This window comes from Burkholderia sp. BC1, from assembly GCF_052683555.1.
The window spans coordinates 77,667-94,067 of record NZ_JBQYLP010000011.1 but is presented as its reverse complement, the minus strand read 5'-3'; the positions used below and the strand labels follow the sequence as shown (position 1 = coordinate 94,067).

Below are 16,401 nucleotides of genomic sequence, written 5' to 3'. Positions count from 1 at the left end.
CGAGCGTTGCTGCGGGTGCGGTGGGTGGGGAAGCGCAGGTCGGCGTGATCGGGGGTTCAGGTCCATTGCGTGCTGCAACGAACGACGCGGAGGCGGCAGGCGACGGGGCAGCGGGAGACGATGAGCAGCGGGCGGCGGATGCCGACAGCGGCAGGCGGCGGGGCGCAACGGGTTGAGGCCGGTTGAGCCGGCGTGACAGCGAGACAGTGGAAAGGCGAGACGGCGAGACGTCGGAAAGGCGGAAAGGCAGCGAAGCCAGCGAATGCGACGAGGCCACCCGCCGCGCCGGCCGCCGCGCAGTGTGCGCGGCCGACCGGCGCAAGCGATCAAGCCATCAAGCCATCAAGCGCTCGCGTTCGTGCCCGAATCGAACGGCAGCACGTAGTGCCGCTTGCCCGTAGCCGCGAAGATCGCGTTCGCGACGGCCGGCCCGATCGGCGCGACGCCCGGCTCGCCGACGCCGGTCGGCGCTTCGGCGGACGGCACGATATGCACCTCGACCTTCGGCATCTCGGCCATCCGCAGCACCTGATAGCCGTCGAAGTTGCGCTGCTCGACGCGCCCGTCCTTCAGCGTGATCGCGCTGTGCATCGCCGCGCCGAGCCCGAAGCCGATACCGCCTTCCATCTGCGCGGCGACGATGTCGGGATTGATCGCGATCCCGCAATCGACGGCACAGACCACGCGCTCGACCTTCACCTTGCCGTCCGCATCGACCGACACCTCGGCGACCTGCGCGACATAGCTCTTGAACGCCTCGGCCACCGCGATCCCGCGTCCGCGACCTTTCGGCAGCGGCTTCGCCGGATCCCAGCCGGCCTTCTGCGCGGCCAGCTCCAGCACCGCCCGCATGCGCGGCTCCTTGGCCAGCAGGTCGCGGCGGAACAGGTACGGATCCTTGCCGGCCGCGTGCGCCGCTTCGTCGATGAACGCCTCGACCGCGTAGGCCGTGTGCGAGCTGCCGACCACGCGCCACCAGAGCACGGGCAGGCCGACCTTGGTGGTCGTCAGTTCGACCGACACGTTCGGCACCGCGTACGGCAGGTTCGCCGCGCCCTCGACCGACGTCGCGTCGATGCCGTTCTTGACCATGAAGGCCTCGAACGGCGTGCCGGCGAGGATCGACTGGCCGACGATCCGGTGACGCCAGCCGACCAGCCGGCCGTCGGCGGTCAGCCCCGCGTCGAGCTTGTGGAAGTACATCGGGCGGTAGAAGCCGCCCTGGATGTCGTCCTCGCGCGTCCACTGCAGCTTGACCGGCTTGCCGTCCGCGCCGAGCGCCTTCGCGATCGAGACGGCCTCGACGACGTAGTCCGACCACGCATTCGCGCGCCGGCCGAAGCTGCCGCCCGCGTAGAGCGTGTGGATCTGCACCTGCTCCGGCTTCAGGCCCGCGACCTTGGCCGCATTGCCCTGATCGACCGTCTGGAACTGGTCGCCGGCCCAGATCTCGCAGCTGTCCTTGGTCAGCTTGACGACCGCGTCGAGCGGCTCCATCGGCGCATGCGCGAGATACGGGAACTCGTAGCTCGCGCTGATCTTGCGCGCGGCGCCCGCGATCGCCGCGTCGGCATCGCCGTCCTTGCGCGCCGATGCGCCGGGCTTGGCGGCCAGCTGCCGGTATTCGCGCATGATCTCGTCCGAGCCGCGCTTTTCGGCGTGCGTTTCGTCCCATTCGACCTTCAGCGCGTCGCGGCCTTGTTTCGCGGCCCAGAAGCCCGTTCCGACGACCGCGATGCCGGCCGGCACCTGCACGACCGACACCACGCCCGGCACGGCCTTCGCCGCCGTCGCGTCGAACGACTTCACGGTTGCGCCGAAGCGCGGCGGGCGTTGCAGCAGCGCGACGCGCATGCCGGGGAACGTCGTGTCGAGCGTGAAATGCGCGGTGCCGTTCGATTTCGCCGATGCGTCGACGCGCGGAATGCGATGGCCGATCAGCTTGAAGTCGGCCGGCTGCTTCAGCACGACCTTGTCCGGTACCGGCAGCTTCGATGCGTCGGCGACGAGCGTGCCGTAGGCGGCTGTCTTGCCGCTTTTCGCGTGCGTGACGACGCCGTTGGCGGTCGTCAGCTCGCTTGCCGGCACGTTCCAGCGCGCGGCGGCCGCCGACACGAGCATCGCGCGCGCCTTGCCGCCGGCTTCGCGCAGCTGCTGCCACGAGTTCGACATCGCCGAGCTGCCGCCCGTGCCCTGCATCGTGCCGAACGCGAGGTTCGCGTAACGCTTCGCGTCGGCCGGCGCGCTTTCGACGCGCACGCTCGACCAGTCGGCGTCGAGCTCCTCGGCGACGATCGTCGCGATGCCCGTATAGGCGCCCTGGCCGAGTTCGACGTGCTTCGCGATCACCGTCACCGCGCCGTCGGGCGTGACGCGCAGGAACGCGTTCGGCGCGAATGCGCCGGCCTCGGGCGCGGTCGTCGCGGCCACCGCGCGCCGGCCGAGGCCGGCCCATTCGAAGCCGATCGTCAGGCTGACCGCGGCCGCGGCGCCGGCGGCCTTCAGGAACGTGCGGCGCGACGGACGCACCGAGTCGCGCGTATCGAGTTCGATCGTCATGGTCACGCTCCCAGCGTCGCGGCCGCGTCGTGGATCGCCGCGCGGATCCGCGCGTAGGTCGCACAGCGGCACAGGTTGCCGTTCATCGCCGCATCGATGTCGGCGTCGGTCGGTTTCGGGTTCTGCTCGAGCAGCGCGGTGGCGGACATGATCTGCCCGGACTGGCAGTAGCCGCATTGCGGCACCTGCAGCTTCACCCAGGCGGCCTGCACGGCCTGCGCGGGCTTGCTCTGCAGGCCTTCGATCGTCGTCACGTGCTTGCCGGCGATGCCGGCGAGCGGCAGCACGCACGAGCGCACCGGCTGGCCTTCGAGGTGGATCGTGCACGCGCCGCACTGCGCCATCCCGCAGCCGAATTTCGTGCCGGTCAGCCCCGCGTGCTCGCGGATCGCCCAGAGGACGGGCATCGACGGATCGGCATCGAGCGTCACGCTCTTGCCGTTCAGGACAAACGTAGTGGCCATGGGGGTGTCTCCGTGGGGAAAACCCGGCGCCGGGCCGGGATAGCCGGCAGTGTGCGCGAGCTGCCGCCGTTTTCGTCTACCCAATCCTGCAAATTTCTTGAACAATCCTGCAAATCCCGCGCGCGGCGGCGGACCTTTCGCTATGCTCGCGCGACAGGGAAACCGATTCGAGGATCTCGTGATGGACATGACCGACATCGCCGCGTCGCGCGCGGCCGGGCAGCGCGAACTGGCGTCGCTGATCGGCCGCTTCGCGCCGGTGGACGGCTCGCACGCGACCGCGGTGCCGGGCCTGATGCTGCACAAGCACGTGCGGCCCGTCGATCTCGGCTGCGCCGTGTCGCGCGCGGCGCTCGTGATCGCCGCGCAGGGCGCGAAGCGCGTGATCGTGGCCGGCCACGCGTACGAATACGATGCACAAAACTGCCTGATTACGTCGATCGACTTGCCGATCCTGTCGCGCGTGACGCGCGCGTCGGCCGACGCGCCGTACCTCTGCCTGTCGCTGACGCTCGATCCGCAGCGGATCGTCGAGCTCGCGGCCGAGATGCGGTTGCCGGAGCCGGAGTCCGGCCCGGAGGGCGAGGGGATCGCGCTCGCCGAGCTGACGACGCCGCTGCTCGATGCCGCGCTGCGGCTCGTGCGGCTGCTCGACACGCCGGCCGACATCCCGGTGCTCGCGCCGCTGATCGAGAAGGAGATGCTGTACCGGCTGCTGACGAGCGCGCAGGGCACGCGGCTGCGGCACATGGCCGTCGCCGGCAGCCAGACGCACCGGATCGCGCGCGCGATCGAATGGATCCGGGCACACTTCGCGGAGCCGATGCGCGTCGAGACGCTCGCGAACGCGGTCAACATGAGCGTGTCGTCGCTGCATCATCATTTCAAGCACGTGACGACGCTGAGCCCTTTGCAGTACCAGAAGCAGCTGCGGTTGCACGAGGCACGCCGGCTGCTGCTGCAGCAGGGCGGCGACGTCGGCTCGGTCGCTGCGAGCGTCGGCTACGAGAGCGCGTCGCAGTTCAGCCGCGAGTACAGCCGGCTGTTCGGCGCGCCGCCGATGCGCGACGTTGCGCACTTGCGGCGGCGCGAGCTGCTCGGCTGAGGCGCGACGACGCGCACGCGCTCAGAGATGGCAGACACCGTCCACATAGGCCTTGCGCCAGCGGACGATGGCGATTCGCTCGAATAGCCCCCCGAGCGCGAACGGGTCTGCGGCGATGAAGCGCTCTGCCGCTTCGCGGGTATCCAGGTCGACGATATAGATGCCGCCGCTCGCCGCGGCCCCGCCGTCGTCGAGCTTGGCGCCGCAGGCGAGCAGCAGCGCGCGATGCCGGGCGAGAAAGGCGAGGTGCGCGTCGCGTTCGCGCGCGCGGACATGGGCATGATCGGGCTTGTCGAAAGTTTCGATCAGAAACGGCATTGGCGACCTCGTTCGATGGTTTGTCGGGGCACGCGCGGCGCGACGCGATGCGCAAGGCTCAGCGCCATGCGAGGATCGCCACCGAATAGACGATGCCGACCCAGAACATCATGATGACCGTATAGCCCATGATGTCCTTGAGCTTGAGCTTCGACAGCGCGAGCGCCGGCAGGATCCAGAACGGCTGCACGAGATCGTTCCATGCGTTGCCGAGCATGACGGCCGTGGAGGTATGGCCGACGGACGCGCCGATCGTCTTGGCCGCTTCGATCATGAACGGCCCCTGGATGACCCAATGGCCGCCGGCCGACGGCGCGAAGAAGTTGATCACGAACGAGCTGACCAGCCCCCAGAACGGCAGCGTGTCGGGCGTCGCGATCTTGACGAATGCGGCGGAGAGCGTCTCGACGAGCCCCGACGACGCCATGATCGCCATGATGCCCGCGTAGAACGGATACTGCAGGATGATGCCGCCGATCGTGCGGACGCCCTCGTTGAGCTTCTCGACATAGCGGATCGGCGTGCCGAGCAGCAGGATGCCGAGGAACAGGATGAAGAAATTGATGAGGTTCAGATCGATCGAGCCGCCCTGCACGAAGTGCAGTGCGACGTAGCCCATGCCGATCGCGCCGATCACGTAGCTCAGCACGCGGCTGTGGTTCAGGCGGTTGGCGAGCGTGTCGCCATCGTCGAGGTCGAGCGCAGGCGCGGCGGCCGTGCGTGCGGCTTCGCGCGTGCGGTCGATTTCCTTCACCGGCTGGCCCGCCTTCGGATGCAGCCACGCGTTCAGCAGCGGCAGCGTGACGATCGTCACGAGGCTCGTCATCAGCATCGCGGGCGAGAAAATCGTTTCGGACAGCGGAATGACGCCCATCTGCGCTTCGAGCGGATGGCCCTTCGTCGAGATCAGCACGGGAATGCTGGCGGAAAGGCCGAGGCCATAGAGCGTGAAGCCGCTGTATGCCGACGCGATGATGAGTGGATGGTGCACGCCCCGCACGCGCAGCGCGAGCTTGCGCGCGACGATGCCGCCCACCACGAGCCCGAATCCCCAGTTCAGCCAGCTGCCGATGCCGCCGACCAGCGTCGCGACGACGATGGCCATGCGCGGCGAATTCACGTGCGAGACGATGCGGTCGAGAAAGCGGTCGACGAGCGGCGCGGTGGCGAGCACGTAGCCCATGGCGAGAATCACGGCCATCTGCGTCGTGAAGGCGAGCAGCGTCCAGAAACCCTTGCCCCAGCTCGACGCAAGTGCGGTCACGGCCTGGCCTTGCACGACCACGGCCAGCACCATCGTCAGCAGCGTGAGGCCGATCGCGAAGACGAACGGATCGGGCAAGTACCGGCGCATCAGCTCGGTGAAGAAGGCGGTCAATCTCTGCATGGTTTTTGTCTCCGTTGTGTCGTGATTGTTCTGCGATTCCCCGGTGGCGTCCGGGCGATCAGTCGTCGTCGGGTGCGGCGAGCTTGCGATGCCGCGCGAGCTGCATGAGTCGACGGTCGCGCCACGCGACGCGCGCGTCCCATTGATCGAGCGGCAACGCAGCACGCCGCGCGGCCGTCACGTGAGCGACGAGTTCGGGCGTCCAGGGGTCGGACTGGCCGCGCTCGGCGCCCATGCGTTCGTAGGACGGCCCCATCTTTTGCGCATGCGACGCGATGCCGCCGCGCGTGTTCAGGTCGACGGTCTCGAACGGGCCGGTCACCGACCAGCGCGGCGCGAGCCCGTCGCGCATGACCGTATCGATATCGTCGATCGACGCGACGCCGTCGCGCACGAGGCAATACGCTTCGCGCAACACCGCACCTTGCAGTCGGTTGAAGATGAAGCCGGCGATTTCCTTCTTCACGCGAACGGGCTTCAGTCCCGCTGCTTCGTAGAGCGCAATCGCGCGTGCGGTGGCGTGCTCGGCCGTAAAGGGGGCGGGCACGATCTCGATCACGGGTATCAGGTACGGCGGATTGCCCGGATGCGCGACGAGGCAGCGCGCGCGGCCCGCCACGGTTTCGTCGACGAACGCCGACGCGCAGAGAAACGACGATGCGCTCGCGAAAATCGCGTGCGCAGGGGCGGCGCGGTCGAGTTGCGCGAACAGCGCGCGCTTGAGTTCGACGCGCTCGGGCGCGCATTCCTGTACGAGATCGGCATCGGCTGCGGCGGCTTCGAGCGATTCGGCGAGCTCGATGCGCGCGGCGATGTAGTCCGCGCTTTCGTCGAGCAGCGCGAAGTGCGCGAGGTCGGCGAGGCGCGACGCGATTTCGGCCGGCACCGCCGCGCGTCGCGCCGGATCGGGATCGAACAGCCGCACGCGCCAGCCTGCGCGCGCGAACACCAGCGCGAACGCGACGCCGATGCTACCCGCGCCGACGATGCCGGCGCGCCGGATGGCGGACGGCTGTCCGGCGCGTGGATGACGCGAGCCGGCTTCGCGACGATCGACGGGCGGCATCGTCAGATACGTGCGACGCCGACGGTCATGCCGCCGCATACATACAGTACCTGCCCGGTGACGAAGCCGCTGCGCGCGTCGAGCAGATACGACGCGGCGTGCGCGATGTCGTCCGGCGTGCCGACGCGTTTGACGGGCACCGCATCGATGATGGCTCGCGTGCGCGGTGCGTCGGGCGGATTGGCGCGATCGAACAGCGCCGTGCGGATCGGGCCGGGGCCGATCGCGTTTGCGGTCACGCCGAACCGGCCCAACTCCAGCGCCCATACGCGCGTCATGCCGATGAGCGCCGCCTTGGTGGCCGAGTATGCGGTGCGCAGCTCCTTGCCGAGCGCCGCGCGCGACGACATGTTGACGATGCGCCCGAAACCCGCGGCCTTCATGCCCGGCAGCAACGCCTGCATGCACTGCTGCGCGCAACGTACGTTGAGTGCCCATGCGTATTCGAGTTCGTCGAGCGTCTGGTGCTCGGCCTCCGCGGGGCAGACGACGCCGACATTGTTGATGAGGCGCGTGATCGGTCCGCCGGCGAGTGCGCGCTCGAGGGCGTCCGCCGTGGCGCGCGTGTCCGACAGGTCGGCGACGATGCCGTCGCCGTCGCGATCGATGACGATCGCTTCATAGCCGTCCGCTTGGCAGCGTGCGGCGCACGCCGCGCCGATGCCGGCATGGCCGCCGGTGATCAGGACACGTTCTTTGATCATGTCTGGAATCCTAATGGAGAGACTCGAAAGCGAGTGTGTACGGACCGCGCTCACACGGTCGCGACCGGCGTGACGGGAGAGCCCATCGCGCCCGGCAGCCGCAGCGGCGGGGCGGTCAGCATGAAGCGCGAGCGCCCGTGTTCGCGCAACCACGCGGAGAGTTCGCGCAGATACCAGAGCTCGCCGAGCGGCAGGCCCAGCTTGAACAGGCAGTGGTGATGGAGCGGCAACAGCGGATGCTCGCCGGCCGTGCCGGGCTCGCGCGCCGGGTAGCGCTCGACCGCATAGTTGTCCGCGGCCAGCGCGGCGATACCCGAGTCGGTAATCCACTGCAGCAGGCGTGCGTCGCGACCGTCGAGCGCACTGCAATGGCTCGCGAGCACGGCTTCGTCCGGCTGGCGATTCATTTCCAGGATCATTTCCGCGAAGCCCGTGCGCAGCACGAGCATGTCGCCGGGCTCGACGGCGATGTTGTCCGCCTGCATGACGCGCATGAGATCGTCGTAGCCGATCGTGCGGTATTCGCGTCCGAAATGCGCGACGAAATCGATCAACACGCCGCGGCCCTGCATCCCTTTGACGGCGAGATTTTCGATGCCGAGCGCGCTCGCCCGGCTGTGCTCGCCGCCGCACGCGTGCGGCGCGAAGCCGCTTTCCGCGCGGTATTGCATCGGGCCGACGATGTCGTGCTCCGCGCGATAGCCGTTGTAGTAGACGCTTTCGGCCACGCCGTCGCCGTCGGCATCGAAGCGGGCGCCCACGTGCGCCAGCGAATCCCATTGCGTCGAGTATTGCAGCGACAGCAATACCTGGTCGTCGCTCACCACATCGGTGGCGCCCGGCACGTTGCGCGCGAACGGGAAGTTCACATAGGGCAGGCCGTCTCGCATCGTCGGGCGCAACACCGGCGGATGGCGGCGCGCGTTGAGCTTGCTGTCGCCGGGAAAGTCGAGCGGCAGCGACAGCGTGAAGCTCAGGCCCGCGCGGATTTCGCGCGCACCCTTGAGTACCTGCTCCGCGCCGATGAGGTTCGGGCGGCCCAACTGGTCATCGGGGCCGAAGTCGCCCCAGTTCGAGCCTTCCGGCCGGTTTTTCCAACGCATGCGCAGTTCCTCGATATCCGGCGCCGTGCAGCATGCGCCTCGTTACCGCTGGCCATGCTGCCGTGCCGCTGTGCCGATCTGGATCGTTCCCGACGAACGTTGTGCGCGCCGTCAGGCGGCCAGCAACGAAGGCGGGATTTGTGCGTAAACGTCGAGCAGCGCTTTCACCGCTTGCTGCTCGTGCTTCAGAAGGCGCGCCTTGGGCGCGCCGATGACGAGCGCGAAGGCCTCGCCATGAATCAGGAAGCCGCGCGCGAGGCCGGCCACGTCCTCGACGCTTTCCCCGGTCGAGCGGTGCCAGCCGTCGATCACACCCTGCTCGATGTCGCGTTCGAACGTCTCGCGATTCACGAACGAGCCGCCGGGCGCGACCGTCAGCGGTTCGCAGCTGTCGAGCAGCCGGCGCCGCGCGGCAGGCGCGAGCGCGCCGAGCAGCGCCTTGCCGGCTGCGCTCGCGACGGACATGAAGCCGCCCGGCTCGTCGCTGTAGCGGATTTTCTGGCGCGATTCCACGACATCGAGATAGACGACGCGATTGCCCGCCAGCGTGGCGAGCGCGGCCGTTTCGCCGGTCGCGTCGCGCAGCGCGCAAAGCAGCGGCTGGAACATCAGCGTCAGCGGATCCTCGCTGCAGATGTCCCGCGCGACATGCAGCAGGCGCTGCGTCGGGTAATAGCCGGCCTTGACGCCCGGTGCATAGAGATAGCCCTTGGCCACCATCGTCTGCAACAGCGCGTGGCAGCTCGATAGCGGGATTTCGGTTCGACGCGCAATCTCGCTGTAGATCATCGGTTGCCGGACTTCGGCAAAGAGGTTGATCACGTCGAAGACGCGCACTGCGGTTTTCACATCCATGAGAACATTATCAACATATCGATAATGCTCTGACAATACGCTTACGTGTAAACACCTACCGGAAGGGGGCGCGTGCTGCGCCCGCCGGCTTCCAGCTACTTCGCGACGACTTCCGCCCGCAGGAACGACGGCGCGATTCGCCAGTCCGGCACGTAGCGCGCGGGCCAGGCACCCGGCGTGTCGACCGCATTGAAATACACCACGGCCTTCAGCAGCGGATAGCGCCACAGCGAACGCTGGAATTCGTCGAGCGCGTCGCGCTTGCGTGCGTCCGAGCCGTCGACGCCGAGTTCGGTGACCATCACCGGCAGCCCGTAGTCGGCCACGCGCGCGTACTTGGTCCGCAGGATGCTCTCGGCCGACGCGCGGCCGCCCGCCGGCCACACCGCGCAACGCGGACAGTCGAACACCGACAGGCCGACCGCATCGGCGTAGCCGGCGCCGGGGAAATAGTCGTCGAGGTTGCGGTTGCCGGCCGGCGACCACACGAAGCGCAGCTGGTCGGTCATCGCGCGGCACGCGTCGACGACGCGCCGGTACGCGTCGATATAGCCGGACGCGTCGCCGCTCGCCCAAGGATAGCGGCCGGTGTCGGTCTCCATCTCGTGGCCCCAGCGCACGAACACCGGCGCATGCAGCGCGGCGAGCGCCGAGCAGGTCGCCGCGATGCGCGCGTCGTAACGGCCGTGCGCGATGTCGTCGAGCAGCGCGCCCGTGCGGCTGCCGGGCAGTGCCCACGGTTCGACGGTCACCATCAGCGCGCGGTTGCGCGCGTGGGCGGTGCGATACGCGTCGTCGATCTGCGTATCGAGGTCGGGCGCGTTCCACGACACGAACACATGATCGAATGCGAGATTCGCGTCGGCCGCGAACACGCGGTCCGGGTCGTAGACGCCGAGCGCGGGCTGCTTGACCGGCTGCCCCGGCGCGGGCGCGAGTACGGCGGGCAGGCCCGAGCGCCACGTGACGGCCTGCCAGCCCTTCGGCGCGCGCAGCGCGATGCCGGCGGCCAGCATCGCGAGCGCGAACACGAACAGCGCGTTGCGCACCGGCAGGCGGCTGAAGAACATCTGCGCGGGCGCCGACGCGGCGAGCCCCTGTTCCTTGCCGTGATTGACGGCGACCACGGCCGCGATCACGAAGTAGAGGATGCTCGTCAGCGTCGAAAACAGATAGAAGCCGCCGGCATTGTGCGGATTCTCGACTGCGACGACGGGCAGGCTGCAGCACAGCGAGATCAGCAGATACGGCGCGACGACGCGCAGCGGCGCGTCCTGCTCGATCGTGCCGCCTTTCGGCGTGACCTTGAAGGCGAATTCCTTGCCGCGCATGCAGTCGACGATCGCCGAGAGGCAGCCGAGCACGACCCACGGCCAGCGCGCGAACACGAACGACAGGCCTTCCCACGACAGCAGCCTCGTGTTCAGCGGCCGACACGACTGCGTCGCATGCGTGCACCATGTGACGACGCAGAGGATCAGCACGCCGAGCGGCACCGCGTAGGCGAGATAGGTGACGTAATCGACATGCGCCCACACGCGGCCCGTGAGCAGCGCGGCGACCGGGATCGCGACGCCGCTCGCCATCGCGAGCGCACAGAGCGGGTACCACAGCTGGCAGAACAGGAACTGCGCCTTCAGCTTCAGCGGCAGGCCGCCGAAATAGCGGCGCGTGTAGCGCAGCATGATGATCATCACGCTCTTCGACCACTGGAATTCCTGCGTCGCGAGATCGGCGAACGTGCGCGGCCCTTCGCCGTTCGCGATCGCGTTCAGCGCATGCATGCCGCGCCAGCCGTGCGCGTTGAAGATCATCGTCGTCGAATGATCTTCGGCGAGTTCGGGGCCGAGGCCGCCGATCTCGCGCAGCGCGCGGCAGCGCACCGCGTAGTGCGAGCCGATGCAGAGCGGCGCGAGACCGCCCGCGTAGCCGGCCTGCATCGTGCCGTGCAGCGGACCCTCGACGTTCACGCGCCCGCGCGCGCTCCAGCTCAGCGCGGCATTGCTGTCGCAGATGCTCGGCGCGGATACGTAGCCGACCGCCGGATCGACGAACGGACGCAGCATTTCCTCGAGATACGTGCGCGTCGGCACATGATCGGCGTCGAGCTGCGACACGAAATCGTAGTTGTCGTAGCCGTACGTGTCGTAGAAGTACGCGAGATTGCCTTCCTTGCATTTCGTGCGGCGCGGCCAGCTCGCGCGGTGATAGTCGGCGACGCCGCGCCGCGTCGACACGCGCACGCCGTGCCGGCGGCACCATTCGAGCGTGGCCGGAGTCGGGTCCTCGTCGGCGAGCCAGGTGTCGTGCGGATAGGTCTGGTCGAGCATCGCGAGCAGCGTCGTGCGCACGACCTCGAACGGCTCGGACGGCGCCTTCGTGACGACCATCGCGACGCGCCAGCCGCGCGGCACGTCGAGCGCCGGGTTCGGCACGACCGCGGAGCGGATGATGAAGATGAAATAGCCCGGAATGAAGGTGGTCCAGAACAGGATGAAGCAGTTGACGCCGAAGCGGAACGCATCGACGTAATGCTCGTCGCGCAGCCACCAGCGCCAGAAGATCGCGAGCGCGGCGACCCAGCACAGCGCGAGCAGATGAAAGATCGTGCGCGTGCCGCTGTCCATCAGCGGCACCACGAGCGGCACATCGGTTTCGGCGCTTTCGGTGCGGCCGGCTTCGGCGTCGGACGCCTCCGACGCCGCGCCGCCGGCGAGCGACGCAACGAGCTTCTCCATGGTGTTCCCCCAACGGTCTCGCGTACGCGAGTTAGTTCGAGTCGATCATCAGCTTTGAAGCAGGCTGCGGCGCCGCCGTCGTATCGTCGGCGACCGGCACGCGGCCGCGCGCGGCATCGGCCGGCGTGCGCGCGGTGCACGAGCGGCCGACGCGCTCGTAGCGGCGAAAACCGCAGTCGGCCGCGCGCCGTTCGTCGAACAGGTTGCGCATGTCGAGCATCACCGGGTCCGACATGTGGTCGGCGAGATCCGCGAGATCGAGCGTCTCGAAGGCTTTCCACTCGGTCATCACGACGACGGCGTCGGCGCTGCGCACCGCGTCGACCGCCGAGCTTTCCATGAACACCTGCGGCAGCAGCCGCGACGCCTCGTGCGGCCGCGCGGGATCGTAGGCGCGGATATGCGCGCCCGCGCCGACGAGCAGCTGGATCACGTCGATGCTCGGGCTTTCGCGCACGTCGTCGGTCTGCCCCTTGAACGTGAGGCCGAGCACCGCGATGCGCTTGCCCTTGATCGAGCCGCCGCACGCGTTTTCGATCCGCTGGAGGATCTGCGCCTTGCGCTGCGCGTTCGATTCGATCGCCGCGCTGACGATGCGCAGCGGCACCGCGTGTTCGGATGCGGTCGCCTTCAGCGCGCGCGTGTCCTTCGGAAAGCACGAGCCGCCCCAGCCGGGCCCGGCCTTCAGGAACGCCGCGCCGATCCGCCGGTCGAGGCCCATTCCGTTCGCGACGAGCTCGACGTCGGCGCCGACCGCTTCGCAGAGATCCGAAATCTCGTTGATGTAGCTGATCTTCACGGCGAGAAACGCATTGGCCGCGTACTTGACGAGTTCGGCCGTCTCGATCTCGGTCGCGAGCACGAGATGGCCGGCTGCGGCGAGCGGTGCGTAGATCGCGTTCATGATCTCGATCGCGCGCGGATGCTCGGCGCCGAACACGACGCGGTCCGGATGCATGAAGTCGTCGATCGCCGATCCTTCGCGCAGGAACTCCGGGTTCGACGCGATCGCGGTGTCGATCCCGGGCGGCGCATGGCGCTCGACGATGCCCTGCACGCGCCGGTTCGTGCCGACCGGCACCGTCGATTTCGTGACGACGACCGTGAAGCCGTTCAGGTTCGATGCGATGTCACGCGCGGCCGCTTCGACGTATTGCAGGTCCGCGCGATCGGTGCCCGGCAGCGTCGGCGTGCCGACTGCGATGAACACCGCGTCGCGGTCGCGCACGCTCGCGGCGAGATCGCTGCTGAAACGCAGCGTCCCGCGTCCGACGTTGCGCGCGACGAAGGCGTCGAGGCCCGGCTCGTAGATCGGCATGCAGCCTTGATTCAGCGCGTCGATCTTGCCGCGATTGTTGTCGATGCAGACGACGTCGTGTCCGAGCTCCGCCAGACATGCGCCGCTGACGAGCCCGACATAGCCCGTGCCGACGATGGCGATCCGCACATTCATGGTTATCCCCGTGGTTGGTTGAACGACGCCTGGTGTTACTTGTTCGACACGAGCGGCAGATCCTGACGGAACCACCGCGCCGCATGCTCGACCATCGGCTCGATCCCGGCGAAGCGCGGGCGCCAGCCGAGCACGAGCGCGGCCTTCGTCGCGTCCGCATACAGCGCCGGCGGATCGCCGGGGCGGCGCGCGGCCATGACGGTCGGCACGCGCGAGCCGGTCACCGTTTCGACCGCGTGTACGAGCTCGAGCACCGACGTGCCCGTGCCGGTCCCGAGATTCAGCGCGACGCTGTGGCCGCCGCGGCACAGATACGCGGTGGCCTTGACGTGCGCATCGGCGAGATCGCTCACGTGCACGTAGTCGCGCACGGCCGAGCCGTCCGGCGTCGGATAGTCGGTGCCCATCACCGTGAACGGGCGACCGGTGCCGAGCGCCGCGCGGATCGCGAGCGGCAGCGCATGCGTTTCGGGTTCGTGGTTTTCGCCGAGCAGGCCGTCCGGGTCCGCGCCCGCTGCATTGAAGTAGCGCAGCGCGACCCACTGCATGCCGTAGGCGCGCTCGAAGTCGGCCGCCATCCGCTCCATCGCGTACTTCGTGAAGCCATACGGGTTGATCGGATGCTGCGGCGTGTGCTCGCAGATCGGCAGCGCATCGGGAATCCCATACGTCGCGCACGACGACGACAGCACGATCCGGCCGACGCCGGCCGCCCGCATCGCGTTCAGCAGCGTGCAGGTGCCCGCCACGTTCGTCGCGTAGTAGCGATCGGGCGCGAGCACCGATTCGCCGACGTACGCGAGCGCCGCGAAGTGAATCACGATGTCGGGCCGATGCGCGGCGAGCGCGCGGCCGAGTGCGTCGTGGTCGAGGATGCTGCCGACGACGAGCGGTCCCCAGCGCACCGCGTCGCGATGGCCCGTCGACAGATCGTCGTACGCGACCGGCGCATGTCCGGCTTCCGCGAGCGCCTTGCACGTATGGCTGCCGATATAGCCGGCGCCGCCTGTGACGAAGACTTTCATGCGGCGGCTCCCGTCATCTGCAGCATCGGCGCGATCCACAGTTCGCGGGCGAAGTAGTCGACGGTGCGGCGCAAGCCTTCGTCGAGATCGATGCACGGCCGCCAGCCGAGCTCGGTCGCGGCGACCGAGATGTCGGGGCGACGCTGATGCGGATCGTCGATCGGCAGCGGGCGGAATACGATCTCGGATCGAGAGCCGGTCAGCGCGAGCACCTTCTGCGCGAGCTCGATCATCGTGAATTCGACCGGATTGCCGATGTTGACCGGCATCCCGACGTTGCGCTCGGCGCCCATCAGGCAGAAGAAGCCGTCGATCAGATCGCCGACGAAGCAGAACGAGCGCGTCTGCAGGCCGTCGCCGTAGATCTCGAGCGGCTCGCCGTTCAGCGCGCCGACGATGAAGTTCGACACGACGCGGCCGTCGCGCGGCGACATCCGCGGCCCGTACGTATTGAAGATGCGCGCGACGCGCACGTCGACGCCGTAGGTGCGGTAGTAGTCGTAGCAGAGCGCTTCGGCGGCGCGCTTGCCTTCGTCGTAGCAGGCGCGCGGGCCGATCGTGTTCACGTTGCCGCGATACGTTTCCATCTGCGGATGCACGCTCGGGTCGCCGTAGATCTCGCTCGTCGACGCCTGGAACACGCGCGCGCCGGTCTTCCGGGCGAGCGCGAGACAGTGGTTCATGCCGAGCACGTTCGTCATCATCGTGTGGACCGGATCGTGCTGATACGTCGGCGGCGATGCCGCGCAGGCGAGATTCCAGATCTCGTCGACCTGCAGCTGCGGCAGGCCGAGCGTGACGTCGGCCTTCACGAATTCGAAACGACCCGACGCCTTCAGGTCGGCGACGTTCAGCTTGCGTCCCGTCAGCAGGCTGTCGACGCAGACGACGTGCGCGCCCTCGACGACGAGGCGCTCGCATACATAGCTGCCGAGAAATCCGGCGCCGCCCGTCACGAGCACGCGCTGGCCGACGCGCGTCTCGATCGCTACCCGGTCATTCATGGTCTTCTCCTTCGTCGCACATCGCCGGGAGCCGGACAGCGAGCGCTGCGGCGCACGCGCGCACGCTGCCCGCGTCGCCGCAGGGACGTCGTGCCGGCATGTGCCGTTGCTGCTTCGCTGATGTCGACGAAGCGCCATGAACGGCGCTCCGATTGCGCAGACTTCCCCGTTGATGCTGGGCCGACGCACGCGTCGCCCGTTCGCTGATGGTCTTCATCGCCGCTTCCCCGACGTGGCTTATGAGCGGGCGGCTGCCGCCCGTTTTTCGGGTCGTGCAAGCGCCTGCCTGAACCGGACATGAGGCAAGCGGCATGCCAACCGCGATGCGGCTGCGGTTCGGCCGTCGCCGTGCCTGCGGCGACGTGCCGTTGCGCGCGCAGCGGGCGGCGCGGCACGCGCGCTTGTTTCATGCGTGTATCGTGGGGACAGGATGAGCGTGCGGCGCGATGCGCGCATTCGGGCGAACCGGCACCATTCGACATGCGCCGGGCCAAGGTGCGCCGCACGACATGCGAGGCCGCGCGCGCCGAATACGAATGTTTCAAAGTTGAGATTCGCGCCGCGCTCGAGCGACAAAAGTGTTCATTCGATGCAACGCCGGATCTGCGATTCGCGATTGC

General features: G+C 68.4%; 13 protein-coding genes. 1 reads left to right on the top strand and 12 read right to left on the bottom strand.

The window, feature by feature from the left end; all coding sequences use genetic code 11:
- Window positions 1-342: 342 nt before the first annotated feature.
- Together ACSHSS_RS08030 and ACSHSS_RS08025 are read right to left on the bottom strand one after the other, a co-directional pair.
- The gene (locus ACSHSS_RS08030; protein WP_445544816.1) at window positions 343-2,559 is read right to left on the bottom strand and encodes a molybdopterin cofactor-binding domain-containing protein; all 2,217 of its coding nucleotides are present in this window, start codon (window positions 2,557-2,559) and stop codon (window positions 343-345) included.
- 2 nt (window positions 2,560-2,561) lie between these two features.
- A complete protein-coding gene (locus tag ACSHSS_RS08025) occupies window positions 2,562-3,023 on the bottom strand; it encodes a (2Fe-2S)-binding protein (RefSeq protein WP_006396610.1) in 462 nt (153 codons plus the stop codon).
- 181 nt (window positions 3,024-3,204) lie between these two features.
- Here ACSHSS_RS08025 and ACSHSS_RS08020 point away from each other — a divergent pair, with 181 nt between their 5' ends.
- On the top strand, window positions 3,205-4,128 hold the full coding sequence (locus tag ACSHSS_RS08020) for an AraC family transcriptional regulator (protein ID WP_039217718.1): 924 nt from the start codon (window positions 3,205-3,207) through the stop codon (window positions 4,126-4,128).
- Between the two features lie 21 nt (window positions 4,129-4,149).
- Here ACSHSS_RS08020 and ACSHSS_RS08015 read toward each other — a convergent pair whose 3' ends face one another.
- The 10 genes from ACSHSS_RS08015 to ACSHSS_RS07970 all read right to left on the bottom strand — a co-directional run bounded on the left by ACSHSS_RS08015 (window position 4,150) and on the right by ACSHSS_RS07970 (window position 15,781).
- The gene (locus tag ACSHSS_RS08015) at window positions 4,150-4,446 is read right to left on the bottom strand and encodes a YciI family protein (protein WP_445544815.1); all 297 of its coding nucleotides are present in this window, start codon (window positions 4,444-4,446) and stop codon (window positions 4,150-4,152) included.
- A 58-nt stretch (window positions 4,447-4,504) separates the two neighbouring features.
- Complete coding sequence (locus ACSHSS_RS08010; protein WP_445544814.1) at window positions 4,505-5,833, bottom strand: short-chain fatty acid transporter; 1,329 nt, start codon at window positions 5,831-5,833, stop codon at window positions 4,505-4,507.
- A 58-nt stretch (window positions 5,834-5,891) separates the two neighbouring features.
- Entirely contained in the window at window positions 5,892-6,899 is a 1,008-nt protein-coding gene (locus ACSHSS_RS08005; RefSeq protein ID WP_261543673.1) for a 3-hydroxyacyl-CoA dehydrogenase, read from the bottom strand.
- Window positions 6,900-6,901: 2 nt separating this feature from the next.
- Entirely contained in the window at window positions 6,902-7,603 is a 702-nt protein-coding gene (locus tag ACSHSS_RS08000; protein WP_445544813.1) for an SDR family oxidoreductase, read from the bottom strand.
- 50 nt (window positions 7,604-7,653) lie between these two features.
- Window positions 7,654-8,706 carry a cyclase family protein gene (locus ACSHSS_RS07995; protein ID WP_445544812.1) on the bottom strand — a complete coding sequence of 351 codons (1,053 nt, stop codon included), beginning with the start codon at window positions 8,704-8,706 and terminating at the stop codon, window positions 7,654-7,656.
- 111 nt (window positions 8,707-8,817) lie between these two features.
- A complete protein-coding gene (locus ACSHSS_RS07990; protein ID WP_012468006.1) occupies window positions 8,818-9,561 on the bottom strand; it encodes an IclR family transcriptional regulator in 744 nt (247 codons plus the stop codon).
- Between the two features lie 95 nt (window positions 9,562-9,656).
- Window positions 9,657-12,299, bottom strand: coding sequence for a glycosyltransferase (locus ACSHSS_RS07985; RefSeq protein WP_445544811.1), 2,643 nt, complete (start codon window positions 12,297-12,299; stop codon window positions 9,657-9,659).
- A gap of 31 nt (window positions 12,300-12,330) precedes the next feature.
- Window positions 12,331-13,752 (bottom strand): UDP-glucose dehydrogenase family protein, encoded by a 1,422-nt coding sequence (locus ACSHSS_RS07980; RefSeq protein ID WP_105796012.1) that lies wholly within the window; start codon window positions 13,750-13,752, stop codon window positions 12,331-12,333.
- Window positions 13,753-13,787: 35 nt separating this feature from the next.
- Window positions 13,788-14,777, bottom strand: coding sequence for a UDP-glucose 4-epimerase GalE (gene galE / locus ACSHSS_RS07975; RefSeq protein WP_445544810.1), 990 nt, complete (start codon window positions 14,775-14,777; stop codon window positions 13,788-13,790).
- The gene (locus tag ACSHSS_RS07970; RefSeq protein WP_048804520.1) at window positions 14,774-15,781 is read right to left on the bottom strand and encodes a UDP-glucuronic acid decarboxylase family protein; all 1,008 of its coding nucleotides are present in this window, start codon (window positions 15,779-15,781) and stop codon (window positions 14,774-14,776) included. The genes galE and ACSHSS_RS07970 overlap by 4 nt, the downstream gene beginning before the upstream one ends.
- Between the last annotated feature and the right edge of the window lie 620 nt (window positions 15,782-16,401).

Bases quoted from the DNA above. Each gene is read 5' to 3' on its own strand.
- ACSHSS_RS08005 (WP_261543673.1), bottom strand. From the start codon at position 6,899: ATGCCGCCCGTCGATCGTCGCGAAGCCGGCTCGCGTCATCCACGCGCC.
- ACSHSS_RS07980 (WP_105796012.1), bottom strand. From the start codon at position 13,752: ATGAATGTGCGGATCGCCATCGTCGGCACGGGCTATGTCGGGCTCGTC.
- ACSHSS_RS07985 (WP_445544811.1), bottom strand. From the start codon at position 12,299: ATGGAGAAGCTCGTTGCGTCGCTCGCCGGCGGCGCGGCGTCGGAGGCG.
- ACSHSS_RS07970 (WP_048804520.1), bottom strand. From the start codon at position 15,781: ATGAATGACCGGGTAGCGATCGAGACGCGCGTCGGCCAGCGCGTGCTC.
- ACSHSS_RS08010 (WP_445544814.1), bottom strand. From the start codon at position 5,833: ATGCAGAGATTGACCGCCTTCTTCACCGAGCTGATGCGCCGGTACTTG.
- ACSHSS_RS08030 (WP_445544816.1), bottom strand. From the start codon at position 2,559: ATGACGATCGAACTCGATACGCGCGACTCGGTGCGTCCGTCGCGCCGC.
- ACSHSS_RS08000 (WP_445544813.1), bottom strand. From the start codon at position 7,603: ATGATCAAAGAACGTGTCCTGATCACCGGCGGCCATGCCGGCATCGGC.
- ACSHSS_RS08015 (WP_445544815.1), bottom strand. From the start codon at position 4,446: ATGCCGTTTCTGATCGAAACTTTCGACAAGCCCGATCATGCCCATGTC.
- ACSHSS_RS07995 (WP_445544812.1), bottom strand. From the start codon at position 8,706: ATGCGTTGGAAAAACCGGCCGGAAGGCTCGAACTGGGGCGACTTCGGC.
- ACSHSS_RS07990 (WP_012468006.1), bottom strand. From the start codon at position 9,561: ATGGATGTGAAAACCGCAGTGCGCGTCTTCGACGTGATCAACCTCTTT.
- ACSHSS_RS08025 (WP_006396610.1), bottom strand. From the start codon at position 3,023: ATGGCCACTACGTTTGTCCTGAACGGCAAGAGCGTGACGCTCGATGCC.
- galE (WP_445544810.1), bottom strand. From the start codon at position 14,777: ATGAAAGTCTTCGTCACAGGCGGCGCCGGCTATATCGGCAGCCATACG.
- ACSHSS_RS08020 (WP_039217718.1), top strand. From the start codon at position 3,205: ATGGACATGACCGACATCGCCGCGTCGCGCGCGGCCGGGCAGCGCGAA.